The sequence below is a fragment of the Pseudomonas sp. FP453 genome, assembly GCF_030687495.1.
Classification (GTDB): domain Bacteria; phylum Pseudomonadota; class Gammaproteobacteria; order Pseudomonadales; family Pseudomonadaceae; genus Aquipseudomonas.
This window is the reverse complement of sequence record NZ_CP117435.1, coordinates 3,847,665-3,873,447: the sequence shown is the minus strand read 5'-3', so window position 1 is coordinate 3,873,447 and position 25,783 is coordinate 3,847,665. Positions and strand designations below refer to the sequence as shown.

Here is a 25,783-nt window from a genome sequence, read left to right as displayed (position 1 = left end):
GCGGCGGCGGTGAGGGCGCGTCGTCAGCCCGGTTGCCAGCCACCTCCCAGCGCTGCCACTAAGCCGACACTCGCCTGCAACTGCCGTGTCTGCACCGCCTGCAAGGTCCGTTGCGCCTGCAAGGCGGCGGTCTGCGCCGTCACCACATCCAGGTAACTCACGGCGCCCGCCTGGTAGCTGTTCATCGCCAAGGCCTGGGTGTGCTGCGCCGCATCCGCTGCCGCCTGTTCATCCTCGGCTTGCTGCTGCAAGTCGCGCAGTTGGGCAAGGTTGTCTTCCACTTCGCGCAGGGCTTTCAACACGTGGCTGCGGTACTGCGCCGCGGCTTCTTCGAATTCGGCCCTGGCCTGGCGTTCATTGGCGCTCAAGCGCCCGCCATCGAAGATCGGCAGGTTGACCAGCGGCCCCAGCGCCCAATAGCGATTGCTCGCCGACAGCAGGTTGCCGACGCCTTGCGTCTGCCCGCCGATCAACCCGGTCAAGCTGAAGTCCGGGTACCACGCCGCCCTGGCGACGCCGATGTTGGCGTTGGCCGCAAACACGCGCCGCTCCGCCGCCGCAATGTCCGGGCGACGTTGCAACAGGTGGCTCGGCAGCTGTGCAGGAATGCCCGGGAGTGCGATCAACTGCGGGCTCGGTGACAAGCTGAAGGTGCTGGCCGCCTCACCCACCAGTTCGCCGATCGCGTGCTCGGTCAGGTTGCGCTGGCCCTGCACTTCATCCCGCTGCGCCTTGGCTTCGGCCAGTTGGTTTTGCGCGCGGGTCAGGTCCAGTTCCGAAGCGATCTGCCCTTCATACCGGGCTGCGTGTGAGTTGCAGTGCCTGAGCGAAATCCTCAAGTGAACGATCGAGAATCTGCGCCTGTGCATCCAGGCCGTTGAGCTGCACATACAAGCTCGCCAATTGCTGTTGCAAGCTCAGGCGCGCCACCGCCAAGTCGTCGCCGGCCGCTTGCGCCTGGGCATCACCGGCTGCGACCTGGTTGCGGATCTTGCCCCACAGGTCCAGGTCGTAGCTCAGGGAAAACCCTGCGGTGTTGCTGTTATAGACCGACGGCTGCGTGGTGCCGCGCAGGGGGCGCGAGTCCGATTGGCGCTGGCGCAGCGGCTGCGCACTGGCGTTGATTTGCGGGAACAAGCCGGCATGCAGTTGGCTGGCGTACGCCTGGGGAGGCATCGAAGTGCGCCAGGGCTGCGGCCAGATCCGGGTTGGCCTTGAGCAGTTGCTGTTGCAGTTCACTCAGGCGCGGGTCGTGGTAGAGCGTCCACCATTCGGGCGCCAGTTGATCGGACGGTTGCGCGCTGTGCCACGGGCCGTCGCTGGTCTGTTCGCGATAGCCGGCGGGCAAGTCAACGGTGGGTACCTGGTAGGTGGGCGCCATGGAGCACCCTTGCAACGCCAGCAACATCAGGGCCGCGAGGGGTTTAAACCTTGGGCGCATGGGCACCTCCCGAGGCGTCGGCCACTTGCACCGGATCGCCTTCGCGCAGGGCGTCGGGCGGGTTGTCGATCACACGGTCGGCGGCCTTGAGGCCCTGGTCGATCACCAGGCGTTCGCCGAGGTCGAGGCCGATATGGATGGTTTGCAGGTGCACGTGGTTGTGCCCGTCGAGTACGGCGACTTGCGTGCCTTGCGCGCGGAAGATCAACGCGCTGGCGGGAATGCTCACGCCATGGGTGTCGGCTGGAATCGGCAGGGTCGCTTCGGCGTAGTCACCGGGCAGCAATGCGCCGTTGGGGTTGTCGGCGACGAACTGCGCGAGCAGCGTGCCGGAGCGTCGGTCGATGGCGGTGGAGTCGCCGATCAGGCGGGCCTTGAAGTGTTCACCGGGATGCTCGGGCACGGTCAGTTCGGCTTCCAGGCCGGGGTGGATGACCGCCGCGTAGTTTTGCGGCACCGGCACGTACAGGCGCAACTGGTGGGTGTCGGCGAGGTTGAACAGCTCCGGGTCGCTGTCGGTGTCGGCCTTGATCAGCTGGCCGATATCGGTGTTGCGTGCGGTGATGGTGCCGGCGAACGGCGCGCGGATGGTCTTGTAGCCGGCCAGCGCCGACAACCGCGCATAGTCGGCAGCGGCGGCTTCGGCGTTGGCCTTCGCGGCGGCGGCGTTGGAAGTTTTTTCATCGGCCTCCTGGCGTGACACCGAGTGGCTGGCCAACAGGTTTTGCCAGCGCGTTGCGGTGGTCGCGGCCAGGCGGGCTTTGGCCTGTTCCTGGATCAGCCGGGCGTGGGTTTGCGCCAGTTGCTGGTCGAGGTCCGGGCTGTCGATGTCGGCGAGGATTTGCCCGGCCTTGACCTGGGTGCCGATGTCGGCTTTCCAGTCCTTCAGGTAGCCACTGACCCGTGCATGGATCGGCGCCTTGCTCCAGGCTTCCAGGTGCGCGGGCAAGCGCAGGGTATCGCCGGCGGCGTTCTGTTGCGGCTGGAACACCAGCACCTGGGGGATGGCGGCGGTCTCCGTCCAGGCAGTGACGGATTGTTCATGCAAGGTGCGGGCATGCAGGCCGTTGGCGACCAGCAGGGCGGCCAGGGTCAGGCCGCCGACACCCAGGAGCATCAGACGCTTGCGCGAGGGGTTGTGATCAGACGACATGGGGGGGTTCTCCGGCAACTGCGCGAGTAGGGTGACGGCCGTGGACCAGGCTGAAGACCACGGGGACAAACAACAGGGTGGCGATGGTGGCGAAGATCAGGCCACCGATCACCGCCCGGCCGAGGGGGGCGTTTTGCTCCTCGGACAGGGCCAGCGGCAACATGCCGATGATCATCGCCAGGGCGGTCATGCACACTGGGCGGAAGCGCGTGTAGCCGGCCTCCATCGCCGCCTTGAGCGCATCGCCATGTTCGGCCAGGCGTTCACGGCAGAAGCTCACCACCAGGATCGAGTTGGCGGTGGCCACGCCCATGCAGAGGATGGCGCCGGTGAGGGCCGGCACCGACAGCGAGGTGCCGCTGAGGAACAGCATCCACACGATGCCCGCGAGCGCGGCCGGCAGGGCGGTGATGATCACGAACGGGTCGGCCCACGACTGGAAGTTGACCACGATCAGCAGGTAGATCAGTACCACGGCGCCGAGCAGGCCCAGGCTCAAACCACTGAAGGCTTCGTGCAGCGCATCGATCTGCCCATGCAGGCTGATGGTCGCGCCTTTGGGGCGCATGGCGGCAGTGTCATCCAGCACTTTTTGCACGTCGCGGGCCACGCCGCCGAGGTCGCGCCCTTGCACGTTGGCGTACAGGTCCAGGGTTGGCTCGATGTTGTAGTGGGTCACCACCGCTGGGCTTTGCACGCGGGCAATACTCGCCACGCCGCCGAGGATCTGCGACTGGCCGTCGGCGCCGGTCACGGGTAGGGCTTCCAGCGACGGCAGGCTGTCGAGGCGGTATTGCGGCGTCGCCGCGACGATGGAGTACGACACGCCGTTGGCCGGGTTGAGCCAGAAGGTCGGCGCCGTCTGCGAGCTGCCGGCCAGGGACGCGACCATGCTGTTGGTCACGTCGCGTTCGGTGATGCCCAGGCTGTTGGCGCGCAGGCGGTCGACATTGACTTGCAGCGACGGGTAGCCGGTGGACTGCTGGATACGCAGGTCGGCGATACCGGGGACGTGTTGCAGGCGGCGTTCCAGTTCCACGGCATAGGCGCGGTTTTCGGCATCGTTGCGCCCGGAGATTTTCACGTCCAGCGGAGCCGGGGCGCCGAAGTTGAGGATCTGGCTGCTGATGTCGGCGGGCAGGAACGCGAAGTGGCTGCCGGGGAAGCTTTGCGGCAGCGCTTCACGCAGTTGTTTCACGTAGTCGGCGGTGGGCGCATGGTCCTGTTTCAGGGTGACCTGGATGTCGCCATCCTGCGGGCCGATGGTGCCGCTGCTGCTGTAGGCCATGTCGATGCCGCTGAGGGGGATGCCAATGTTATCGACGATGGTGTCCAGTTCAGCGCTGGGGATCACTTCACGAATCCGCGCTTCGATGCGGTCGAAGGCGGCGGCGCTTTCTTCGATCCGCGTGCCCAATGGCAAGCGCACGTGAAGGGCCAGGGCGCCGGCGTCGGTGGCGGGGAAGAAGTCCTGGCCCAGGCTTGGCAGCAGCAGGAATGATGCGAGCACGCAGGCGAGGAAACCGACGATAAAGCGCTGGCGGTTGCCCAGCGCCAACAGCAGCAGACCGTGGTAGGTGTCGCGGATAGTCGAGAAGTGGCGCTCGAAACCCTGCTGGAAGTTGAGCACCGCTTGCAGCGCGGCATGCCGTGGTTTGGCGTGTTGCTCACCCTCGTGGTGGTTGATGAATTCATCTTCCGGGTGATGCCCCGCGCCTTGTTCCGGCGTGTGTGGTTTGAGCAGGAACATCGCCAGTGTCGGCACCAGGGTGCGCGAGAGGATGAACGAACTGGCCATGGCAAAGATCACCGCCAGCGCCATCGGGCGGAACAGGTAGCCGGCGATGCCTTGCAGCATGAACATCGGCACGAACACGATGCAGATGCACAGCAGCGAGACGAACGCGGGGCCGACAATTTGCGCGGCGCCGTCGAGAATGGCGGTCTTGACCGACTTGCCTTGCTCCAGGTGCCAGTTGATGTTTTCGATGGTCACGGTGGCGTCGTCCACCAGAATCCCCACCGCCAACGCCAGGCCGCCGAGGGTCATGACGTTGAGGGTCTGCCCGCTGACGGCGAGCAGCGCGATGGCCGACAACACGGCCAGGGGAATCGACGCGGCGATAATCAGCGTCGAACGCCAGCTGCCAAGAAACAGCAGGATCATCGCGCTGGTCAGCAGGGCGGCGATGATGCCTTCCTGGGCCACGCTGCCCACCGATTGCTTGACGAACACCGAGGCGTCGCCCAGCAACGAGGTCTTCAAGGATGGCGGCAGGGTTTCGTCGATGCGCGGCAGCATCTGGCGGATGCCGTCGATGATCGACAGGGTGGAGATGCTGCCGTTTTTCAGCGCCGGCATCAGCACGGCGCGGTGGCCGTCGACGCGCACGATGTTGGTTTGCGGCGGCGAGCCGTCACGCACGTGGGCCACTTGGCCGATGGTGATCAGCGCGCCATCCACGGTCTTGATCGGCAGGTCGTTGAGCTCGTCGATCGCCTTGGGGCTGTTGTTGAGCAGGATCGTGTATTCGTTGGGGCCGAGTTTGGCGGTGCCCACCGGGATGATCTGGTTTTGCAGGGCCAGGGCGTTGCCCACGTCCTGGGCCGACAAGCCTTTGGCGGCGAGCGCCTGTGGGTCGAGGTCGAGGGTGATCTGGCGTTGCTTGCCGCCCATGGGCGTGGGCATGGCGAGGCCGGGCAGGGCGCTTAACGGCAGGCGGATATTGTTCTGCACCAGGTCGCGGATCTTCGCTTCCGACAGGCTCGGGCTGGAGAACGCCAGTTGCAGGATCGGCACCGTGGAGGCGCTGTAGTTGAGGATCAGCGGCGGCGTGATGCCCGGCGGCATTTGCTTGAGCACGGTTTGTGACACGGCCGTCACTTGGGCGTTGGCGGTGCGGATGTCGACGCCGGGCTGGAAGAAGATCTTGACGATGCCCATGCCAGGCAGCGATTGCGATTCGATATGTTCGATGTCGTTGACGGTGGTGCTCAGGGAGCGTTCGTAGGTGTAGATCACCCGACCGGCCATGGCATCCGGCGACAAGCCGTTGTACTGCCAGACCACGGCGACTACGGGGATGCCGATATCGGGGAACACATCCGTGGGGGTTCGCAGGGCCGCCATCGGCCCGATGATGCAGATGAATATGGCCAACACGATAAACGTGTACGGCTTGTGCAGTGCGGTCTTTACCAGCCCGAGCATGCGTGAACCTCCATTGGAGCAGGATTGCAAACCCCGGCAGTCTTGCCCGACCCACCTAACACGCACCTTTCAGCCAGGTGAAGGAACATTTAGGGAGGGCCTGAAGATCGTTTCATCTGTATTCATTTGTTCTACAAAGGGTCGCTCTCCAAGCTTGTGCCCCATCGGACGCATCGTCCTTTTTTTGGAGCCCTGCCATGTCACTGAAACCCTTGTTGTTGATTCCCGCCCTCGGCGCCGTGCTGTTGTTGTCGGCGTGCGCCGGCCCGATTCCCAAGGCGGACCCGAGCGAGGCGTGGATTGGTTTGCAGGAAGAGGCGCCGAATGACCTGATGGCCGAGCGCCTGGATGGCAAGCGCGTGGATGACGGACGCTTTTTTGAAGTGCCGCCGGGTGCCCATCGATTGGACGTGACATTGTTCGAGGAAGAGCCAGGCGACGACAACCAGCAGGACTGCCAGGGGCGGGTCGAGTACCAGGATTTCAAGGCGGGTGAGCACTACACCCTGGTGGAGTCGAGCCTGGGCACCACCGTGCGCGCATCCCTGATGGATGCGCACGGCAAGGAAGTCGCGGCGACCCAGGACTTCAATTGCATGCCTGGCTAGGCGTGATGCACGGCGGCCTTGAGGGGCTTGGCAGGTTTGACGACGTGGGGGTGATGGTGGCGGCGCGTGATGCGCAACACCCCCCAAAACATGGCGCCGGCTACCGCCAGCCAACCGCAGACCAACAGGAAAATCGTTGTTGCAAGGCTCATACGGGCCTCCTTTCGCCCCGATGGGGCATACACAGTCTTTTCAATGGACAGTCTAGCTACCTGACGGTTGCCTGCTATTGACCAATGGTCGAGTCTGTCCAACTTCTTTGCTCTATTCCGGGCGCTTTACTGACGCTTGAGGCTATACCCGCGTGGCGCAGCGTCCTATGATCAGGACCCTTACCGGCAGTTGATCAAGAGAGTAGAAAATTGCGGTTACGGTCGAACGTGAAAACATCTTTGTTGCTGGCCTGCGCCCTCGGGCTTGCGGCCTGTTCCGGCAGCCCGTCGAAACTGCCGGGCCTGCCGGAGCGGGTCGAACTCAATGGCGTGCCGACCTTTCGCAGCGAGGCCTATCAAAGCGGCCCTGCGGCATTGGCCAGCATGCTGTCGCAACAAGGCATTGTCATGACACCGGGCTTGCTGGATAAGCCACTGCGCTTGCCCGGCGGCGAGGCGGACCTTGAGCGCAACATGCAGGTGCTGGCGCGTGAGTACGGGCTGATGGTGTATCCGCTGGATAGCCAACTGACGGCGGTGCTGGCCCAGGTTGCAGCCGGTTACCCGGTGATGGCGCGGATTGGCGGGAGCCTGTGGTCGGACGCACGGTATGTGGTCGTGGTGGGCTTCAATCAGCAGAAAAGCACGGTGCTGCTGCGTTCCGGGATGGACCGGCGCCTGTTGATGAGCTTCAGCGAGTTTGAGTCGAAGTGGAAGAGCGCCGGGAGTTGGGCGATCCTCACCCAGCGGCCAAGCCAGTTACCGGCGAAGGTCGATGCGCAGCGCTGGCGTGAGGCGGCGAATGCTACGGCCCAGGCCGGGCAGGAGCGGGCGGCGGCGCAGGCGCTCAAGGTGTTGGCGGAAACCAAGTAAGAGGCAACAACTGAGATCTCATTGGGGAGTGGGCTTGTGTGGGAGCGGGCAAGCCCGCTCCCACACAAAGCAGCTCCCACTTTCTTTTAGCGGCGCACTTCTGCCGCGTTCGGCCGATTCTTCAGGTTCTTGTCAGCCTTGTAGCGCAACGCCACATCCGGCACCGAACCGCTCTTGCCGGTCTCGACCCAATTGCGAATCCGCCCGGCATCGGCGAAGTGGGTGAATTTGCCGAAGGCATCGAGGATCACCAGCGACACCGGACGATTGCCCATGCTGGTCACCAGCACCAGGCAGTGGCCGGCCTGGTTGGTGAAGCCGGTCTTGGTCAGCTTGATATCCCAGTTGGCGCGGTTGATCAGGTGATCAGTGTTGGAGAAACCCAGGGTGTAGTTGGGTTTGCGGAACGAAACCGTCTTTTCCTTGGTGGTGCTCAGTTGGCTCAGCAACGGGTAATGACGCGCGGCGGCCAGCAGCTTGCTGAGGTCACGGGCGGTGGACACGTTGTGGATCGACAGGCCGGTGGGCTCTACATAGTGGGTGCTGGTCATGCCCAGCGCCTTGGCCTTGGCGTTCATCGCCGCGATAAACGCCGGGTAGCCGCCCGGGTAGTGGTGGGCCAGGCTGGCGGCGGCGCGGTTTTCCGAGGACATCAGGGCGATCAGCAGCATTTCTTTACGCGGCATTTCGCTGCCGATCTTCACGCGGGAGAACACGCCTTTCATTTCCGGCGTGTCCTTGATGTTGATGTCGATGTACTCGTCCATGTTCTGCTTGGCTTCGAGCACGATCAAACCGGTCATCAGTTTGCTCACCGAAGCGATGGGTACTACCACGTCGGGGTTGCTGGAGTAGATGACCTTGTTGGTCTGCAAGTCCACCAGCATGGCGCTGCCGGAGGCAATTTGCAGTTTGGACGTGTCACGCGGGGCCTGAGTGGTTTCGGCGGCGTGGGCGAAGGTGCCTGTAAGTGCAAAAAATAGGCTGGCGATAGAGAGACGAATTTTCACGCGGATGAACTCGCTAAAAGTAAGGAAATACCGTTGGTAAACGGGTTTTTTGACAAATGCCGTTACATTTTATGAGTATGGATCAGAAAGTGATAGAGAGCCTTTAAATAAAGGGCCTAAGCCGATGATTGGTAGGGTTTGTAGCGATTTTGTACCGACTGGGAATGTGCAGTCAGGTTGGCGGTTCTCGACACATGCAATCGCACCTGTTTGAGCTTTAATGAACACACCAGAACACATCTGCAGTCGGGTGCCTGAAGTCATGGTTGGGCACGGTTTCACTCTGCGGACCCTCTTCACTGACCGCGGAGTTCCAGCAATGAGTAATAAACCGACGATTTTGCTTGTTCACGGGTTTTGGGGTGGTGCGGCGCACTGGGGCAAAGTGATTGTCGAGTTGAATCGCAAGGGTTACGCCATGCGTGCGGTCGAGATGCCGCTGACCTCACTGGCCGACGATGCTGAACGTACGCGCAAAATGATTGCCCAGGAAAAAGGGCCTGTACTGCTGGTGGGTCATTCGTATGGTGGCGCGGTCATTACTGAAGCGGGCGACCAACCCAATGTCATCGGCCTGGTCTACATAGCGGCCTTCGCCCCGGATGCCGGGGAGAGCCCGGGCGAGATCACCCAGCGCAACCCGCCCCAGGCGGTAGCGAACCTTGAACCCGACAGTGACGGGTATCTGTGGGTAAAGCAGGGCAAATACCATGAGAGCTTCTGCCAGGACCTGTCTGCCGACGAGGCGTTGGTGATGGCGGTGACGCAAAAGGCACCGCTTGCCAGCACGTTTGGCGATACGGTCACGGCGCCTGCCTGGAAGAAGAAACCGTCCTGGTATCAAGTGTCCAGCGACGACCGGATGATTCATCCTGAAAACCAGCGGTTGATGGCGGCAAGGCTCAATTCCCGGGGCACGATCACCTTGGCGACCAGCCATGCTTCGCTGGCAACCAAGCCCGCCGAGGTGGCCGCGTTTATTGATGAGGCTGCGGTCGCTGCTTCGAACGCCTGATCTTGGGGGTGTCGTGGCGGGTTTTCTGCCGGCCATAAAAAAGCCCTGCGTGAATGCAGGGCTTTTTCATGGCTGCGGGTTGTCAGTCGTGCAGCGTTTCTGCCGCGTACAGCGTGTTTTCCAGCAGGCAGGCGCGGGTCATCGGGCCTACGCCACCTGGTACTGGTGTGATCCAGCCGGCACGGGGCAGGGCGGTTTCGTACACCACGTCGCCGACCAGCTTGCCGTCTTCCTGGCGGTTGATGCCGACGTCGATGACGATGGCGCCTTCCTTGATCCACTCACCTTTCACCAGGCCCGGCTTGCCGGCGGCAACCACTACCAGGTCGGCGCGGCCGACGTGGCCGGCGAGGTCTTTGGTAAAACGGTGGGTGACGGTGACGGTGCAGCCGGCCAGCAGCAGCTCCATGGCCATCGGGCGCCCGACAATGTTGGACGCGCCGACCACCACGGCGTCAAGGCCGTACAGATCGACGCCGGTGCTTTCCAGCAAGGTCATGATGCCTTTAGGCGTGCAGGGGCGCAGCAGTGGGATGCGCTGTGCGAGGCGGCCGACGTTATAAGGGTGGAAGCCGTCAACGTCCTTGTCCGGGCGGATACGCTCCAGCAACTTGGAGGCATCGAGGTGCTCGGGCAGCGGCAATTGCAACAGGATGCCGTCGATGGCCGGATCGTCGTTCAGGCTGTCGATCAGGTCGGTCAGGGCCTGTTGGGTGGTGTCGGAAGGCAAGTCGTAGGCCTTGGAGATAAAGCCGACCTCTTCACAGTCTTTACGCTTGTGCGAGACATAAACCTGAGAGGCAGGATCGCTGCCGACCAGGATCACCGCGAGGCCAGGCGTGCGCAGGCCTTGCTGGCTACGCTCGGTGACTCGTTTGGCGATCTGCTGGCGCAGGCTGGCGGCGATTGATTTGCCGTCGATAAGTTGTGCAGTCATTACGCGTGATTAACCATCGAGAGGGGGAAGAAATGTGCGCGCATTCTCGCATGCCACGGCGTGAGGGCAAAGGCGCTTGGTCTGCAAATTGCCCTAACCCCTTAAATAAAATGAATTTTTTTCAAAAAAGATTTGACGGCTTTCCGAGGCGTCTATACTATTCGTCGCACTTGTCGGGCACAGCCTAGCACTGGTTAAGAAGGTCGAGCAGAATAGAGTGTTGTTCTGCAAGGCTGGAAGCACTTAGTTTGTAATCCTCCAAGAGTACAGATTAATAAGGCGCCCGTAGCTCAGCTGGATAGAGCATCCGCCTTCTAAGCGGATGGTCGCAGGTTCGAGTCCTGCCGGGTGCGCCATTAGGCAGCTTTGGCACAAGTAGCGTTAGATGGTGGGCGTAGCTCAGTTGGTAGAGCACGGGATTGTGACTCCCGTTGTCGAGGGTTCGATCCCCTTCGTCCACCCCATATTCTGAAAAGGCGCCAGATTAAACGTCTGGCGCCTTTGCTTTAAGAGCTTCAAGCGCGGATGTGGTGGAATTGGTAGACACACTGGATTTAGGTTCCAGCGCCGCGAGGCGTAAGAGTTCGAGTCTCTTCATCCGCACCAATTTCAAGGCGTCGCCCTGCCGCAAGGTGAGGTGAGGTTCAACAAAGAAGATGTTTGAGTTCTTTGTTAATGCAATATGGTGGGCGTAGCTCAGTTGGTAGAGCACGGGATTGTGACTCCCGTTGTCGAGGGTTCGATCCCCTTCGTCCACCCCATATTCGAAAGGCGCCAGATTTAACAGTCTGGCGCCTTTTTTGGTTTTAGCGGTGCAGATTTTCGGCGGCTGCAGGTTCTGGGTCGCAAGGCTAGGGCGCTTCATCGTATTTATGTGTCTCGATGATGCTGCGCTGCCTGCCAGCCCTCCTTGCGGGGTGGGCCGTCAGGGCGATGAATGACGATCTCTTCTATATATAGAAGGGGCGGCGCAGAGCCCTGGCGTGATGGGATGTATTTGTCAGCGGGGCGAGGTGCATCCGTGCCTTCGTACCGATAAATTGCCGGCTGTTTTCGGGCATATTTCCAGCGGGGTGACTTCTTGAGTTTGACCCTCTAGAATGCATGCCCTTGATTGGGGTCGGAAATGGCCGGCTAACGTCTGTGCAACGAGGAATATCCATGCAAGTTTCTGTTGAAAATACTACTGCTATCGAGCGCCGCCTGAGCATTTCCGTGCCGGCAGAGCGTGTTGAGACTGCGGTCAACAAGCGTCTGCAGCAGACTGCCCAGAAGGCCAAGATCGCTGGTTTCCGTCCAGGCAAAGTGCCGATGAGCGAAATCAAGCGTCGTTTTGGTGCCGATGCGCGCCAGGACGCTGTGGGTGACGTGATCCAGGCTTCCTTCTACGAAGCCGTAGAAGCGCAGAACCTGAAGCCAGCTGGCTCGCCTTCCATCGAGCCAAAGTCCCTGGAAGCTGGCAAAGACCTGGAATACGTTGCCGTATTCGAAGTGTTCCCAGAGTTCGAAGTTGCCGGTTTCGAAGGTATCGCCGTAGAGCGCCTGAGCGCTGACGTGGCGGATGCCGACCTGGACAACATGCTGGAAATCCTGCGCAAGCAGAACACCCGTTTTGAAGTGACCGATCGCGCCGCTCAGAACGAAGACCAACTGAACATCGATTTCGTAGGCAAGGTTGACGGCGAAGTATTCGCTGGCGGCTCCGCCAAGGGTACTCAGCTGGTGCTGGGTTCCAACCGCATGATCCCTGGCTTCGAAGACGGCCTGGTTGGCGCCAAAGCCGGCGAAGAGCGCGTTCTGAACCTGACTTTCCCTGCTGACTACCAGAACCTGGACCTGGCTGGCAAAGCCGCCGAGTTCACCGTGACTGTCAACAGCGTTTCCGAGCCTAAGCTGCCAGAGCTGAACGAAGAGTTCTTCGCTCAATTCGGTATCAAGGAAGCGACCCTGGAAGGTTTCCGCACCGAAGTTCGCAAGAACATGGAGCGCGAGCTGCGCCAGGCGATCAAATCCAAGGTGAAGAACCAGGTAATGGACGGCCTGCTGGCTGCCAACCCGATCGAAGTGCCTAAGGCCTTGCTGTCCAACGAAGTGGATCGCCTGCGCGTGCAAGCGGTTCAGCAGTTCGGTGGCAACATCAAGCCTGACCAACTGCCGGCCGAGCTGTTCGAAGAACAAGCCAAGCGCCGCGTTGTACTGGGTCTGGTCGTGGCCAAAGTGGTTGAGCAGTTCGACCTCAAGCCTGACGAAGACCGCGTTCGCGAAATGATCCAGGAAATGGCTTCGGCCTACCAGGAGCCTGAGCAGGTCGTGGCTTGGTACTACAAGAACGACCAGCAGCTGAACGAAGTACGTTCGGTTGTGCTGGAAGAACAAGTTGTGGATACTGTTCTGCAGAAGGCTAAGGTGACCGATAAAGCGGTCTCTTACGAAGAAGCAGTCAAACCGGCGGAAGCAGCACAAGCCGACTGATTGTCCAACTCGTTGGAAATACAACCATAAGCCAGCCTCGCGCTGGCTTATGCGTTTTCAAGACATGACTATTTGGGAGTAACTGCAGAGCATGTTCCGTAATTCCTATATTCAGCAGAACTCTGATATCCAGGCCGCTGGCGGCCTGGTCCCGATGGTTGTCGAGCAGTCTGCTCGTGGCGAGCGCGCCTATGACATCTACTCGCGTCTTCTCAAGGAGCGAGTGATTTTCCTGGTCGGCCCTGTAGAGGACTACATGGCCAACCTGATCTGTGCGCAACTGCTGTTCCTTGAAGCGGAAAACCCGGACAAGGACATCCATCTCTACATCAACTCTCCAGGCGGTTCGGTAACGGCGGGCATGTCGATCTACGACACCATGCAGTTCATCAAGCCCAACGTGTCGACCACCTGTATCGGCCAGGCCTGCAGCATGGGCGCATTCCTGCTGACCGCAGGTGCCGAGGGCAAGCGTTTCTGCCTGCCTAACTCGCGTGTGATGATTCACCAGCCACTGGGCGGTTTCCAGGGCCAGGCATCGGACATCGAGATTCACGCCAAGGAAATCCTCTTTATTCGTGAGCGTCTCAACACGCTGATGGCCAAGCACAGCGGTCGCACCTTGGAAGAAATCGAGCGCGACACCAACCGTGACAACTTCATGAGCGCCGAAGCCGCACGTGATTACGGGTTGATCGACGCTGTGATCGACAAGCGCCCCGCTTAATATAAGCCGCTCAAAATAGGGCTGGTCGGCATGTCCGACCACTTGCGGGCTTGAAAAAGCCCGCATAAGCCTTCATCTTGTGTTGCAAGCCTATCGGATTTGGATCGAACGAATGACTGACACCCGCAACGGCGAGGACAACGGCAAGCTGCTCTATTGCTCCTTCTGCGGCAAAAGCCAGCATGAAGTGCGCAAGTTGATTGCCGGCCCCTCGGTGTTTATCTGCGACGAGTGCGTCGACCTGTGCAATGACATCATCCGCGAGGAGGTGCAGGAAGCCCAGGCCGAGAGCAGTGCGCATAAATTGCCTTCGCCTAAAGAAATCAGCGGCATCCTTGATCAGTATGTGATTGGTCAAGAGCGTGCAAAGAAGGTTCTGGCCGTAGCGGTGTACAACCACTACAAGCGCTTGAACCAGCGTGACAAGAAAGGCGACGAAGTTGAACTCGGCAAGAGCAACATCTTGCTGATCGGTCCTACAGGCTCGGGTAAAACCCTGCTTGCAGAAACCCTCGCTCGCCTGCTGAACGTTCCGTTCACCATCGCCGACGCCACCACCCTCACCGAGGCTGGCTACGTGGGTGAAGACGTCGAGAACATCATTCAGAAACTGCTGCAGAAGTGTGACTACGACGTAGAGAAGGCCCAGATGGGTATTGTCTACATCGACGAAATCGACAAGATCTCGCGCAAGTCCGACAACCCGTCGATCACCCGGGACGTTTCCGGTGAAGGCGTGCAGCAAGCCCTGTTGAAACTGATCGAAGGCACGGTCGCTTCCGTACCGCCACAAGGCGGCCGCAAGCACCCGCAGCAGGAATTCCTGCAGGTCGATACGCGTAACATCCTGTTTATCTGTGGTGGCGCGTTCTCCGGTCTCGAAAAGGTTATCCAGCAGCGTTCTACCCGTGGCGGCATTGGTTTCGGCGCGGAAGTACGCAGCAAGGAAGAAGGCAAGAAGGTGGGCGAGTCCCTGCGTGAAGTCGAGCCTGACGATCTGGTCAAGTTCGGTCTGATCCCGGAATTCGTTGGCCGTCTGCCGGTCCTGGCGACGTTGGACGAGCTGGATGAGGCTGCTCTGATTCAGATCCTCACCGAGCCGAAGAACGCCCTGACCAAGCAATACGCGAAGCTGTTCGAAATGGAAGGCGTGGACCTCGAGTTCCGTACCGACGCGCTCAAATCGGTGGCCAAGCGGGCACTGGAGCGCAAGACCGGTGCACGTGGCCTGCGTTCGATCCTCGAAGGCGTATTGCTCGACACCATGTACGAAATCCCCTCGCAGTCCGAGGTGAGTAAAGTGGTGATCGACGAAAGCGTCATAGAAGGCAAGTCCAAGCCACTGTATATCTACGAAAACAGTGAGCCGGCTGCCAAGGCTGCGCCCGACGCGTAAGCGTTTGGCAGTTGCTTTGCAAACAAGGGGCCTCTAGGGGCCCCTTTGTTTTTTTGGGTGAGTTTTAGCAGTGGGATTTTTCCTGCGTTTAACTGCTGGCATTGAGCTTGTTTTTTTCGCAAGCAGCCCCCATCTTGGCTTCAAGCTTATTTTTCATCTGTCATAGAGGCGAAATCATGAAGACCACCATTGAATTGCCTCTCCTGCCGTTGCGTGATGTCGTCGTCTATCCGCACATGGTTATCCCGCTGTTCGTGGGGCGCGAGAAGTCTATCGAAGCCCTTGAGGCAGCGATGACGGGCGACAAGCAGATCCTGCTGTTGGCCCAGAAGAATCCTGCTGATGATGATCCAGGCGAAGACGCCCTGTATCGTGTCGGCACCATTGCCACTGTCCTGCAATTGCTCAAGCTGCCTGATGGCACCGTCAAGGTGCTGGTGGAAGGCGAGCAGCGCGGCGCGGTCGAGCGCTTCATGGAGGTGGACGGTCACCTGCGTGCGGAAGTGGCGCTGATCGAGGAAGTCGAAGCCCCAGAGCGCGAGTCCGAAGTCTTTGTACGCAGCCTGCTCTCGCAGTTCGAGCAGTATGTGCAGTTGGGCAAGAAAGTCCCGGCTGAAGTCCTGTCCTCCCTCAACAGCATTGATGAGCCAAGTCGCCTGGTCGATACCATGGCCGCGCACATGGCGTTGAAAATCGAGCAGAAGCAGGACATTCTCGAAATCATCGACCTGTCCACCCGTGTTGAACACGTGTTGGCGCTGCTGGATGCCGAAATCGACCTGCTGCAGGTTGAAAAGCGCATCCGTGGTCGTGTGAAGAAGCAAATGGAGCGCAGCCAGCGCGAGTACTACCTGAATGAGCAGATGAAGGCCATTCAGAAAGAACTCGGCGACAGCGAGGACGGCCACAACGAAATCGAAGAGCTGAAAAAGCGCATCGACGCCGCAGGCCTGCCCAAGGACGCCCTGACCAAAGCCACTGCCGAGCTGAACAAGCTCAAGCAGATGTCGCCGATGTCGGCTGAAGCCACCGTGGTGCGCTCCTACATCGACTGGCTGGTGCAAGTGCCGTGGAAGGCGCAGACCAAAGTGCGCCTGGACCTGGCCCGTGCCGAAGATATTCTCGACGCCGACCACTATGGCCTCGAAGAAGTCAAAGAACGCATCCTCGAATACCTCGCCGTGCAAAAGCGCGTGAAGAAGATTCGTGGTCCGGTGTTGTGCCTGGTCGGTCCGCCGGGTGTGGGTAAAACCTCCCTGGCCGAGTCCATCGCCAACGCGACCAACCGCAAATTCGTGCGCATGGCCCTCGGCGGCGTGCGTGATGAAGCGGAAATACGTGGCCATCGCCGTACTTACATCGGTTCGATGCCAGGAAGATTGATTCAAAAGATGACAAAGGTGGGTGTGCGCAACCCGCTGTTCCTGCTCGATGAAATCGACAAAATGGGCAGCGACATGCGTGGCGACCCGGCGTCGGCCTTGCTGGAAGTGCTCGACCCCGAGCAGAACCACAATTTCAACGACCATTACCTGGAAGTCGACTACGACCTGTCCGACGTAATGTTCCTGTGCACCTCCAACTCCATGAACATCCCACCAGCCTTGCTGGACCGGATGGAAGTGATTCGCCTGCCGGGTTACACCGAAGACGAGAAGATCAACATCGCCGTCAAGTACCTCGCGCCCAAGCAGATTTCGGCCAATGGCCTGAAGAAGGGCGAGATCGAATTTGAAGTCGGCACGATCCGCGACATCGTCCGCTACTACACCCGCGAAGCCGGTGTGCGTGGCCTGGAGCGCCAGATCGCGAAGATCTGCCGCAAGGCGGTCAAGGAACATGCGCTGGAAAAACGCTTCTCGGTGAAGGTCACGGCCGACTCCCTGGAGCACTTCCTCGGCGTGCGCAAATTCAGCTACGGCCTGGCCGAGCAGCAGGATCAAGTCGGTCAGGTCACTGGCCTGGCGTGGACCCAGGTGGGCGGCGAGTTGCTGACCATCGAGGCCGCGGTGATCCCGGGCAAGGGCCAATTGATCAAGACCGGTTCGTTGGGTGATGTGATGGTCGAATCCATCACCGCCGCGCAGACCGTGGTGCGCAGCCGCGCCAAGAGCCTGGGGATTCCCCTGGACTTCCACGAGAAGCACGACACCCACATCCACATGCCGGAAGGGGCGACCCCGAAGGATGGCCCTAGCGCCGGTGTAGGCATGTGCACGGCCCTGGTGTCGGCATTGACGGGTATTCCTGTGCGTGCGGATGTCGCCATGACCGGCGAAATTACCCTGCGCGGCCAGGTATTGGCGATCGGTGGCCTGAAAGAGAAATTGCTCGCGGCTCACCGTGGCGGTATCAAGACCGTGATCATTCCTGAAGAGAATGTTCGCGACTTGAAGGAAATTCCTGACAACATCAAGCAGGATCTGCAGATTAAACCGGTTAAATGGATTGACGAGGTCCTGCAAATTGCGCTGCAATACGCGCCGGAGCCCTTGCCGGATGTGGCTCCCGAGATAGTCGCAAAGGACGAAAAACGCGAGTCTGATTCCAAGGAAAGAATTAGCACGCATTAATGCGAATAAGCCTGGGGGCTTCCTTGACAGCTTTTTAGAGCCCTTGTTATAAAGCGGCTCTTATAAGTGTCTGTAGGCCATTCAGCACTGGTTTTTGCTTTCACCAAAAAACTTAGAATCATACTCAATAGATATATAAGGGGACTTAGAGTGAACAAGTCGGAACTGATTGATGCTATCGCTGCATCCGCTGATATCCCGAAAGCTGCTGCTGGCCGTGCGCTGGATGCAGTAATCGAATCCGTCACTGGCGCTCTGAAGGCCGGCGACTCCGTAGTACTGGTAGGCTTCGGTACTTTCTCTGTGACTGACCGCCCAGCTCGCACTGGCCGTAACCCACAGACTGGCAAAGCACTGCAAATCGCTGCTGCCAAGAAACCAGGTTTCAAAGCCGGTAAGGCCCTGAAAGAAGCTGTTAACTAAGCTTCGATCCAGCCTTTACCTACCCGGGTCGAACGCAGGTTCGACCTGGCAGCGGAGCGGCAGCAGACCCACGTATCCATCGGGTCGCCAAGCCGGGGGGAGAAAGAAAGCCCCCGTCCGCTCCGCCAGTTGCGAGAAGGCGCATCCTTGGATGCGCCTTTCTTATATCCGTACTCTACCCACGCTCCACGGTTGCCAATTTTTGAAGTTCAACCGTTTCTGGGGGACGCATGCTGCAAAATATCAGGGACAATTCACAAGGCTGGATTGCCAAGACCATTATCGGGATCATCGTCGCGTTGATGGCGTTCACCGGTATCGAAGCCATTTTCCAGGCTTCCGGTAACAACAAGCAGGACGTGGCCAAGGTCAACGGTGAAGAGATTACTCAAACCGAATTGAGCCAGGCCGTCGATATGCAACGCCGTCAGCTGATGCAACAGCTGGGCAAGGATTTCGATGCTTCGCTGCTGGACGAAAAACTGCTGCGCGAAGCGGCCCTCAAGGGTTTGATCGATCGTAAGCTGTTGCTGCAAGGCGCTGCGGATTCCAAGTTCGGCTTCTCCGAAGCGGCATTGGACCAGACGATCCTGCTGACGCCTGAGTTCCAGGTGGACGGCAAGTTCAGTCCTGAGCGCTTTGATCAGGTGATCCGTCAGCTGGGCTACAGCCGTATGCAATTCCGTCAGATGCTGACTCAGGAAATGCTCATCGGCCAGGTGCGCGCTGGTATCGCTGGCAGCGGTTTTGTCACGGATGCCGAAGTGCTGGCATTCGCCCGTCTGGAAAAACAGACCCGCGATTTCGCCACCGTCAATATCAAGGCCAACCCGGCTGCGGTGAAGCTCACCGACGACGAGGTCAAGGCTTACTATGACCAGCACGCCAAAGAGTTCATGACCCCGGACCAGGTGGTCATCGACTACCTGGAATTGAAGAAGTCGTCCTTCTTCGACCAGGTCACCGTCAAGGACGAAGAGCTGCAGGCTGCCTATCAGAAAGAAACCGCCAACCTCGCTGAACAGCGTCGTGCCGCGCACATCCTGATTGAAGTCAACGACAAGGTGACCGAGGCGCAAGCCAAGGCCAAGATCGAAGAGATCCAGGCGCGCCTGGCCAAGGGTGAGAAGTTCGAAGCCCTGGCCAAGGAGTTCTCCCAGGATCCAGGTTCTGCCAACAATGGCGGCGACCTCGGCTTTGCCGGCCCTGGCGTCTACGACCCGGACTTCGAAACCGCCCTGTATGCGTTGAAGCAGGACCAGGTTTCGGCCCCGGTTCGCTCGTCCTTCGGTTGGCACTTGATCAAGCTGTTGGGCGTTGAAGCACCTCAAGTGCCATCGTTTGCCAGCCTGAAAGACAAGCTGACCCGCGAGCTCAAGACTCAACAGGTTGAGCAGCGCTTTGTCGAAGCGACCAAGCAATTGGAAGATGCGGCATTCGAGGCCTCCGACCTGGCTCAGCCGGCATCCGACCTGAAACTGACCGTGCACACCTCCGCGCCATTTGGCCGCGAAGGTGGCGAAGGTGTTGCGGCCAACCGTGCCGTGCTCACCGCCGCGTTCAGCCCGGAAGTGTTGGATGAGGGTGCCAACAGCACCGCCATCGAACTGGACCCGGAAACCATCATCGTCCTGCGTGCCAAAGAGCATCTGAAGCCAACGCAACTGCCGTTGGAAAGCGTAGCAGCAGCGATTCGTGCACAGATGAGCAAGGAACGTGCAAGCGCAGCAGCCAAGGCCCACGCTGACGAGTTGATCGCCAGCCTGCGTGACGGCAAGACGCCATTGAACCAACCGGTCGATGGCCAGGCGTGGAAAGTCACTGAAGCGGCCAGCCGCAATCAGGAAGCGATCGACCCTGCCGTGCTGCAAGCCCTGTTCCGCATGCCCAAGCCTGCGGCCAAGGACAAGCCGACCTTCACCACCGTGACCCTGGCTGACGGTAGCCTGGTGATCGTGCGCTTGAACGGCGTCAACGAAGCCGCTGCCCCGACGGACGAAGAAAAGGCGCAAATCCGCCGCTTCCTCGCTTCCCGTGTTGGTCAGCAAGACTTTGCTGCGTACCGCAAGCAGTTGGAAAGCCAGGCTGACATCAAGAAGTTCTGATGCCAGCTTGAACAAAAAGCCCTCGGCCTGAAAAGACCGGGGGCTTTTTTATGGGCGTTTAACAAGGGCCAGGACCATCAACGCCACTACTGTCCACGGAAATGCCATCACCCCCCAGCCCTGCAGCAGCACGCCACCGACTAACCCACCGCCTGCGATGCCCAGGTTCCACACGGTGACCAGCATCGACTGCGCGGCATCCGCCGAGTCGCCAGCCGCCTTGGCCAGGGCCGTTTGCAACAGGGCCGGCAGGCCACCGAAGGCCAGGCCCCACAAGGCCACGGCGAGGTAGATCACGCTCGGCGAAGTGAGCCAGAACGCCAACGCCAGGGCGATCAACCCAAACAGCACGCAACTGATCAGCACCAGCTTGTGCAACCAGCGATCGATCAACACGCCCGTCAGCCAGATGCTCAACAGCGCGGCGAGACCAAAGACCAGCAGCACGCGGTCAATCTCCCCCGCAAGTCCGGCGGGAACCAACAGTGGAGCGATGTAGGTGTAGAGAATGTTGTGGGCCAGCACGTAGGTAAACGTCACCCACAGCACCGGACGAATCCCGGGCAAGGTCAATACCTGACGCAGCCCGAGGCGCTTGCCTGCGGCTTGCCCGGCAAAATCCGGCAATTGCCAGCGCGCCCATATCAGCAGTCCCAGCGTCAGCCCGGTCATGATCGCAAAGCTCAGGCGCCAGCCTACGACGGTCCCGAGCAAGGTGCCTGCCGGGACGCCGAGGGACAACGCCAGCGGCGCCCCCAGCATCGCCACGGCAATTGCGCGGCCTTGCAGGTGTGGCGCGACCATCCGGCTCGCATAACCCGCCAGCAGCGCCCAGAGCAGGCCGGCAAAGACTCCGGCGAAGAAGCGCGCCACCAGGGTCAGCCCGTAATGGCTGGAGAACGCAGTGACGCTGTTGACCAAGGCAAAGCCGCCGATGGCCACCAGCAGTAACGGGCGCCGGCGCCAGCCACGGGTCCACAACGTCAGCGGGATGGCAGCGAGCAGCGAGCCCAGGGCGTAAAGCGTGACCAATTGGCCGACGAGGGCATGTGACACCCCCAGGCCCTCGCCCATTTGTGGCAAAAGCCCGGCGGGCATGGCTTCGGTAAGGATGGTGATAAACCCGGCGAACGCCAGTGCCAATAAACCACCCAGCGGTAGCGTATCGCCCTGGGTTGTCGTTGCGGATTCGGTAAGTGCTGTCATGACGCTGTATCCCTGAAAAAGGCCAAGGAACCAGAGTAGGGGGCTGTGGGCGGCGGAAAAACAGGCTAAGGTTCCGAACTTATCGGACAGCGGCGTCCGTAATGAAGGGAGCATCATGGACAGTCTGGGCAGTCTTTCGGTCTTCGTGCAGGTGGCGGAGGCTCGCAGCTTTACCGCTGCGGGGCGCGTGCTGGGCATTTCTTCCTCGGCGGTAGGCAAAAGCATTGCCCGCATGGAAGAACGTCTCGGCGTGCGCCTGTTCCACCGCAGCACGCGCAGCATCACCTTGACCGCCGAGGGCGCGCTGTTCCTCGAGCGCTCGCGGCGCATCCTGGCCGAAGTCGAGGCCGCCGAGCGCGAACTCACCGAGGCCAGCGCAACGCCTCGGGGCAAACTGCGCATCAGCGTGCCGCAAGTGCGCGGCCTGTTGATGCCGGTGCTCAGCGACTTTATGCGTGCCTACCCGGAGATCGAGTTGGACGTGGATTTTTCCGACCGCATGGTGGACGTGATCGAGGAAGGTTTCGACGCGGTGATTCGCACCGGCAAGCCGGAAGATTCGCGCTTGATGGCGCGACATCTGGGGCATTACCAGTTGGTGCTGGTCGGCACGCCGGGGTATTTCCAGCAACATGGCACCCCGCAACGGCCCCAGGACTTGAGTGGCCACGCCTGCCTGCGGCACAAATTCTGCGCCACCGGCAAGCTGGAGGCCTGGCCGCTGCGCCTCGCACCCGGCGAGACAGAACCCACCTTGCGCACACCCTTGGTCAGCACCACCATCGAGTCCCTCAACCACGTGGTGCTCGAAGGCTTGGGCATCGCCTGCCTGCCGGATTACATGGTCAACCAGGCCGTGGGGGAGGGGCGCTTGCAACGGGTGCTGGACGACTGCCTGGAACACCGTGGCAGTTTCTGGATGCTGTGGCCCTCCAGTCGCCATGCCTCAGCCAAATTGCGCGTGTTTATTGATCATATGTGTGCAGGGCTTTTTCCTGCAGGCCCCGGCGTGTAGGCCTGTGACGTTTTACCGACAGGAATGCGCGCGCCAAGGCCTCGTTCTGTTGCACAATACCGCCCGGACCGTTTCTCTCAGGATTTTCAATGTTGACATCATTTCACTTGCGCAGCCTTGGCCTGGCGCTGGTGCTGGCGGGCGCCGCGGGCTGCTCGTCACCCAAGACCGCTATTTATGAACATGAGAATTTCGACGACTCCGGTACGTTTTCCCGTGATTACCCAGTGACGGATGTGGCCGCATGCGAAGCCGCGCGCCGTGCATTGCTGAGTCAGGGCTACATCATTACCAGCAGCGATCCGAAGCTGGTAGTCGGTAACAAGAGTTTCCAGCAGACCGGCGAGAGCCATCTGCAGATCAGCTTCAACGTGGTGTGTGCCGATGATGGCAAGGGCACCAACCACTCGACGATGTTTGCCAACGCCCTGCAGGACCGCTACGCCCTGAAGAAGGTCAACAACTCGGCAAGCCTGGGGGTGGGCGTGCTGGGTTCGGTGTCGATGCCGATTGGTTCTACCGATGATTCGATGGTGAAAGTCGCCAGCGAAACCGTCTCGGCGCCGAAGTTCTACGAGCGTTACTTTGCGCTGGTGGACGTGTTCCTGCCGCAAGAAGTGAAGAAGGCCGAGCATATTCCCGAGCAGCCGAAAGCTGATTTGGGTGTGCCCGAGCCGAAGGCTGCGCCGGTTGCCGAGAAGGTCGAGGCGCCCGCTGCTGCAGAACCGGTGGCCCCACCGGCTGAAGCCGCGCCGATTGCACCTCAGGCAGAACCTGCACCTGCTCCGGCCACAAGCAACCCGGACCTGCCGGCGCCGACCGAAGCGATTCCGCCACTGCCTACTCCCGCGCAGTAACCAGAACTGCTCCCACATCCTGACTTGTGAACACAGTCAAATGTGGGAGCTGGCTTGCCTGCGATGGCGGTGTATCAGCTTGTAGCTCCTTGGCTGACACACCGCCATCGCAGGCAAGCCAGCTCCCACATGTTTCGCCATGTCTCAGTGCATGCCCTCGCCAAAAATCCCCTGTGCTAAATCCGCACTCTGCTGCTACGTTTAATCCTCAAGTGCAGGAACGTCATGACGCCGACTTTTTTTCGTCACAACGGCACTTTAGGCTGGTGATGCAGGTCATTTACCTGCAACCGCTTTTAATTAAACAAGGAGCCCACCATGGACGACTACCAGGAAGAACTGCTTGAGTTCAGCGCGATCGAGTTGGACCCGCTTGAACCCGCAGATGATGCAACCGAGCTGTAACCCCGACTTCAGGCGGAATGCCGCTGACTGCGGCGAAATTCCCCTGGGGTCTGGTTGTTCCACCGCCTGAACGCCCGTTGAAACGCCTGGGCCGAGGCAAAACCGAGCAAGTAGGCGATTTCGCCGAACGCCAACTCCGTGTCGCGAATGTAGGTCATGGCCAGGTCGCGACGGGTGTCGTTGAGAATCGCGCGGAACTGAGTGCCTTCTTCGGCCAGTTTGCGGCGCAGCGTCCAGGTCGGCAGCTTCAAGCGTGCCGCCACTTCTTCCAGGTCGGGTTCCCGGCCGCCATTGAGCATCGGCCCGAGCAACCGGGTAATGCGCTCGCGCAGGCTGCGGGTGCGGGTCAACTGCTCCAATTCCCGTTCACACAGTTGCAACAACAAGTGCCAGGTGCTGGGGCAATGCTGTGGATTGCGCAGGGCCAGGGTCTGTTGGTTCAGACGCAGCTGGTTGGATTCGGCGCCAAACTGGATCGGACCCTCGCCCAGTACGCGGTACGCGTCGGCGTAGTCCGGCGCGGCAAACTCGATTTCGATACGTTGCGCCTGCACGGGCTGCTGGGCCAGGCCTGACAATTGGTGCAGCCAGCCGGCGATGATCGAGTCCACCACAAAGCGGTTGTAGGCGTTGTAGGGGCTGATGGAATAGAACCGCAGCCAGGCGCCCTCGGCATCCTCATGAAAACTCGACTGCCCTCGATAGTTGGAGCCGTACAGCGCTTCGAAGCGCGTCAGCGTGCGTGCGGCTTCCCGTACGTTGGGCGCCTGGGCGGCGGTGACCCCGGCGAGCCCGGCCTGGCTCAAGCGGCTCAGCTGGCCCATGCGCAAGCCCAGGCCCGGCTCACCGGTGAGTTGGATGGCGGCGTGGCCCAGGCGCATATAACGCGGGATGGATAAGCGCGCACCGGCTTCGGCGAGGCGCGCCGGGTCCAGGCCGTATTGCAGCAACAGCGGTTGTGGGTCGATGCCGTGGCTCTGAATGGCATCCGCCAAGGTGTGCACAAAGCCCACCGACAGATCCCCCAGGCGTACCGGCTTCACAACCAGATATTCAACATACGTGCGCCACGGGCTTCACCGTCGGCGCTGATCTGCCCGTTGTTGCTGAGAAAACTGTGGCCGGCGGTGCCCAGGTCCCAGAACTGGCCGCGCAGGAATACGCTCATGCCGGCGGTGGCCTGGCTGATGGGCTGCTGGCTAATCAGCGTGAGGCGGCGCCAGGCCTCGCCTTCACTGAGCTCTTCGGGCTTGAGGCTGATCTCTGGCGGCGTGGACACGCTTTTGAAGCCGCGCCACGGCCGGTCCCAGGTATCGCGACCGAGCACAAAGGCCGGCACGGCGATCAGTTGCGCGCCTTGCTCGTTGAGCTTGCGGTAGTTGTCGGGATACCAGCTGTCACTGCCCACCAGCACGCCAAGGCGACCGGCCGGAGTGTCGACCACGCTGACGACGTTCTCATCGCCGGGCGTGATAAAGCCGCGCTCATCGTAGATCGGGTAGAGCTGGCGCTGCGGCTGGCCCACCGGTAAACCCTCGGCGTTGAACACCAGGCTGGCGTTGTACAGCGCGCCATGGCCGACCTGCAATTGCCCCTGGCTGACGCTGGGGTTGGGCAGGGCGATGGAACCGGCCACCAGGGTCACCCCGAATTCCTTGGCCAGGCCGCCGAACAGCAGCTGATAGTCACGCGCCATGCCGGTGGCTTTCATACGCAGGTACGCGTCGTCGGTGCGGTTGTCGCCGGTCGCGCTGAGCCACGCACGGGCAAACAGCAACGGGTTGCTGACCGACAGCCAGTTCATCGCGTCCTTGGCGTGCAGGGCCTGGTACACCTCGTTTTTTTCGCCGGTGAGCATCAGCCAGGTGCCGATATGTTCCGGCAGCACGACGATGGTTTTCTGGTTGATAAGCCCCTGTTCCCGGGCGTTTTGCAGGTACGCCGCGAGTTTCAGGTGCAGGCGTTCCAGGCTTTGATAGTCGGCGGGGAACAGCTCCGGCTGGATGCCCAGCAAGTTGCCACGCTCGGCAGGCTCGCCTTCGTTGACGGCCAAAGTGATGCGCAGGTCCGACAGGTAATGCGCCACGGGGCGCTCCTGGGTCCAGACCAGATACGCGGCGACGGCGGCAACCAGGGCCAGGGTGACGGTGAACGCTAGAAGTTTACGCATGGGGCAACAGACAACAGACCGTGTGCAGGGTTCG

The 25,783-nt window shown here is 60.6% G+C and carries 19 protein-coding genes, 4 tRNA genes and 1 pseudogene; 15 read left to right on the top strand and 9 right to left on the bottom strand.

Features of this window, described 5'->3' with window-relative positions; all coding sequences use genetic code 11:
* Positions 1-23: 23 nt before the first annotated feature.
* From PSH87_RS17370 to PSH87_RS17360, 3 genes and pseudogenes are all read right to left on the bottom strand, one after another.
* Positions 24-1,441: pseudogene (locus PSH87_RS17370) on the bottom strand (efflux transporter outer membrane subunit).
* Positions 1,425-2,594 (bottom strand): efflux RND transporter periplasmic adaptor subunit, encoded by a 1,170-nt coding sequence (locus tag PSH87_RS17365; protein ID WP_305430403.1) that lies wholly within the window; start codon positions 2,592-2,594, stop codon positions 1,425-1,427. The pseudogene PSH87_RS17370 and the gene PSH87_RS17365 overlap by 17 nt, the downstream one beginning before the upstream one ends.
* Complete coding sequence (locus PSH87_RS17360; protein ID WP_305430402.1) at positions 2,584-5,805, bottom strand: efflux RND transporter permease subunit; 3,222 nt, start codon at positions 5,803-5,805, stop codon at positions 2,584-2,586. Before PSH87_RS17360 ends, PSH87_RS17365 begins: the two co-directional genes overlap by 11 nt.
* A 197-nt stretch (positions 5,806-6,002) precedes the next feature.
* On the opposite strand from PSH87_RS17360, the gene PSH87_RS17355 reads away from it, so the two are divergent.
* The gene (locus PSH87_RS17355) at positions 6,003-6,413 is read left to right on the top strand and encodes a hypothetical protein (RefSeq protein WP_017736933.1); all 411 of its coding nucleotides are present in this window, start codon (positions 6,003-6,005) and stop codon (positions 6,411-6,413) included.
* Here PSH87_RS17355 and PSH87_RS17350 read toward each other — a convergent pair.
* Entirely contained in the window at positions 6,410-6,565 is a 156-nt protein-coding gene (locus tag PSH87_RS17350) for a hypothetical protein (RefSeq protein ID WP_305430401.1), read from the bottom strand. The two genes, PSH87_RS17355 and PSH87_RS17350, sit on opposite strands and share 4 nt — an antisense overlap.
* Before the next feature lie 210 nt (positions 6,566-6,775).
* On the opposite strand from PSH87_RS17350, the gene PSH87_RS17345 reads away from it, so the two are divergent.
* Positions 6,776-7,438: a peptidase C39 family protein gene (locus PSH87_RS17345; protein WP_305430399.1), complete on the top strand. Its 663-nt coding sequence runs from the start codon at positions 6,776-6,778 to the stop codon at positions 7,436-7,438.
* Between the two features lie 86 nt (positions 7,439-7,524).
* On the opposite strand, the gene pbpG is transcribed toward PSH87_RS17345, so the two are convergent.
* On the bottom strand, positions 7,525-8,448 hold the full coding sequence (gene pbpG, locus PSH87_RS17340; protein ID WP_017736930.1) for a D-alanyl-D-alanine endopeptidase: 924 nt from the start codon (positions 8,446-8,448) through the stop codon (positions 7,525-7,527).
* Between the two features lie 319 nt (positions 8,449-8,767).
* On the opposite strand from pbpG, the gene PSH87_RS17335 reads away from it, so the two are divergent.
* On the top strand, positions 8,768-9,463 hold the full coding sequence (locus tag PSH87_RS17335) for an alpha/beta hydrolase (protein ID WP_305430397.1): 696 nt from the start codon (positions 8,768-8,770) through the stop codon (positions 9,461-9,463).
* Between the two features lie 82 nt (positions 9,464-9,545).
* On the opposite strand, the gene folD is transcribed toward PSH87_RS17335, so the two are convergent.
* Positions 9,546-10,400 (bottom strand): bifunctional methylenetetrahydrofolate dehydrogenase/methenyltetrahydrofolate cyclohydrolase FolD, encoded by an 855-nt coding sequence (folD, locus tag PSH87_RS17330; RefSeq protein ID WP_017736928.1) that lies wholly within the window; start codon positions 10,398-10,400, stop codon positions 9,546-9,548.
* A gap of 279 nt (positions 10,401-10,679) precedes the next feature.
* Here folD and PSH87_RS17325 point away from each other — a divergent pair.
* The 10 genes from PSH87_RS17325 (at position 10,680) to PSH87_RS17280 (ending at position 20,096) form a co-directional block, all read left to right on the top strand.
* Positions 10,680-10,756, top strand: a tRNA-Arg gene (locus PSH87_RS17325).
* A 32-nt stretch (positions 10,757-10,788) separates the two neighbouring features.
* Positions 10,789-10,864, top strand: a tRNA-His gene (locus tag PSH87_RS17320).
* A 57-nt stretch (positions 10,865-10,921) separates the two neighbouring features.
* A tRNA-Leu gene (locus tag PSH87_RS17315) sits at positions 10,922-11,006 on the top strand.
* 79 nt (positions 11,007-11,085) lie between these two features.
* A tRNA-His gene (locus PSH87_RS17310) sits at positions 11,086-11,161 on the top strand.
* A 400-nt stretch (positions 11,162-11,561) separates the two neighbouring features.
* Positions 11,562-12,872, top strand: a complete 1,311-nt coding sequence (gene tig, locus PSH87_RS17305) for a trigger factor (RefSeq protein ID WP_257782771.1) — start codon at positions 11,562-11,564, stop codon at positions 12,870-12,872.
* A gap of 91 nt (positions 12,873-12,963) precedes the next feature.
* On the top strand, positions 12,964-13,599 hold the full coding sequence (gene clpP, locus PSH87_RS17300; RefSeq protein WP_017736926.1) for an ATP-dependent Clp endopeptidase proteolytic subunit ClpP: 636 nt from the start codon (positions 12,964-12,966) through the stop codon (positions 13,597-13,599).
* Between the two features lie 112 nt (positions 13,600-13,711).
* On the top strand, positions 13,712-14,995 hold the full coding sequence (clpX, locus tag PSH87_RS17295) for an ATP-dependent Clp protease ATP-binding subunit ClpX (protein WP_017136464.1): 1,284 nt from the start codon (positions 13,712-13,714) through the stop codon (positions 14,993-14,995).
* A gap of 176 nt (positions 14,996-15,171) precedes the next feature.
* Positions 15,172-17,568, top strand: coding sequence for an endopeptidase La (gene lon / locus PSH87_RS17290; RefSeq protein ID WP_017736925.1), 2,397 nt, complete (start codon positions 15,172-15,174; stop codon positions 17,566-17,568).
* 150 nt (positions 17,569-17,718) lie between these two features.
* Positions 17,719-17,991: an HU family DNA-binding protein gene (locus tag PSH87_RS17285; RefSeq protein WP_003174819.1), complete on the top strand. Its 273-nt coding sequence runs from the start codon at positions 17,719-17,721 to the stop codon at positions 17,989-17,991.
* 230 nt (positions 17,992-18,221) lie between these two features.
* Positions 18,222-20,096 carry a SurA N-terminal domain-containing protein gene (locus tag PSH87_RS17280; protein WP_305430396.1) on the top strand — a complete coding sequence of 625 codons (1,875 nt, stop codon included), beginning with the start codon at positions 18,222-18,224 and terminating at the stop codon, positions 20,094-20,096.
* Between the two features lie 48 nt (positions 20,097-20,144).
* On the opposite strand, the gene PSH87_RS17275 is transcribed toward PSH87_RS17280, so the two are convergent.
* Positions 20,145-21,302, bottom strand: a complete 1,158-nt coding sequence (locus PSH87_RS17275) for an MFS transporter (protein ID WP_305430395.1) — start codon at positions 21,300-21,302, stop codon at positions 20,145-20,147.
* A 115-nt stretch (positions 21,303-21,417) separates the two neighbouring features.
* On the opposite strand from PSH87_RS17275, the gene PSH87_RS17270 reads away from it, so the two are divergent.
* On the top strand, positions 21,418-22,317 hold the full coding sequence (locus tag PSH87_RS17270) for a LysR family transcriptional regulator (RefSeq protein ID WP_017736922.1): 900 nt from the start codon (positions 21,418-21,420) through the stop codon (positions 22,315-22,317).
* 89 nt (positions 22,318-22,406) lie between these two features.
* Entirely contained in the window at positions 22,407-23,174 is a 768-nt protein-coding gene (locus tag PSH87_RS17265; protein ID WP_017736921.1) for a DUF2242 domain-containing protein, read from the top strand.
* A gap of 413 nt (positions 23,175-23,587) precedes the next feature.
* On the opposite strand, the gene PSH87_RS17260 is transcribed toward PSH87_RS17265, so the two are convergent.
* Complete coding sequence (locus PSH87_RS17260) at positions 23,588-24,622, bottom strand: AraC family transcriptional regulator (RefSeq protein ID WP_305430394.1); 1,035 nt, start codon at positions 24,620-24,622, stop codon at positions 23,588-23,590.
* A complete protein-coding gene (locus PSH87_RS17255) occupies positions 24,619-25,749 on the bottom strand; it encodes a carbon-nitrogen hydrolase family protein (protein WP_305430393.1) in 1,131 nt (376 codons plus the stop codon). Before PSH87_RS17255 ends, PSH87_RS17260 begins: the two co-directional genes overlap by 4 nt.
* Positions 25,750-25,783: the final 34 nt, after the last annotated feature.

Excerpts from the sequence above, each read along its gene's own strand:
- PSH87_RS17365 (WP_305430403.1), bottom strand. The coding sequence starts at position 2,594 with ATGTCGTCTGATCACAACCCCTCGCGCAAGCGTCTGATGCTCCTGGGT.
- PSH87_RS17360 (WP_305430402.1), bottom strand. The coding sequence starts at position 5,805 with ATGCTCGGGCTGGTAAAGACCGCACTGCACAAGCCGTACACGTTTATC.
- PSH87_RS17355 (WP_017736933.1), top strand. The coding sequence starts at position 6,003 with ATGTCACTGAAACCCTTGTTGTTGATTCCCGCCCTCGGCGCCGTGCTG.
- PSH87_RS17350 (WP_305430401.1), bottom strand. The coding sequence starts at position 6,565 with ATGAGCCTTGCAACAACGATTTTCCTGTTGGTCTGCGGTTGGCTGGCG.
- PSH87_RS17335 (WP_305430397.1), top strand. The coding sequence starts at position 8,768 with ATGAGTAATAAACCGACGATTTTGCTTGTTCACGGGTTTTGGGGTGGT.
- folD (WP_017736928.1), bottom strand. The coding sequence starts at position 10,400 with ATGACTGCACAACTTATCGACGGCAAATCAATCGCCGCCAGCCTGCGC.
- tig (WP_257782771.1), top strand. The coding sequence starts at position 11,562 with ATGCAAGTTTCTGTTGAAAATACTACTGCTATCGAGCGCCGCCTGAGC.
- clpP (WP_017736926.1), top strand. The coding sequence starts at position 12,964 with ATGTTCCGTAATTCCTATATTCAGCAGAACTCTGATATCCAGGCCGCT.
- clpX (WP_017136464.1), top strand. The coding sequence starts at position 13,712 with ATGACTGACACCCGCAACGGCGAGGACAACGGCAAGCTGCTCTATTGC.
- lon (WP_017736925.1), top strand. The coding sequence starts at position 15,172 with ATGAAGACCACCATTGAATTGCCTCTCCTGCCGTTGCGTGATGTCGTC.
- PSH87_RS17280 (WP_305430396.1), top strand. The coding sequence starts at position 18,222 with ATGCTGCAAAATATCAGGGACAATTCACAAGGCTGGATTGCCAAGACC.
- PSH87_RS17275 (WP_305430395.1), bottom strand. The coding sequence starts at position 21,302 with ATGACAGCACTTACCGAATCCGCAACGACAACCCAGGGCGATACGCTA.
- PSH87_RS17270 (WP_017736922.1), top strand. The coding sequence starts at position 21,418 with ATGGACAGTCTGGGCAGTCTTTCGGTCTTCGTGCAGGTGGCGGAGGCT.
- PSH87_RS17265 (WP_017736921.1), top strand. The coding sequence starts at position 22,407 with ATGTTGACATCATTTCACTTGCGCAGCCTTGGCCTGGCGCTGGTGCTG.
- PSH87_RS17255 (WP_305430393.1), bottom strand. The coding sequence starts at position 25,749 with ATGCGTAAACTTCTAGCGTTCACCGTCACCCTGGCCCTGGTTGCCGCC.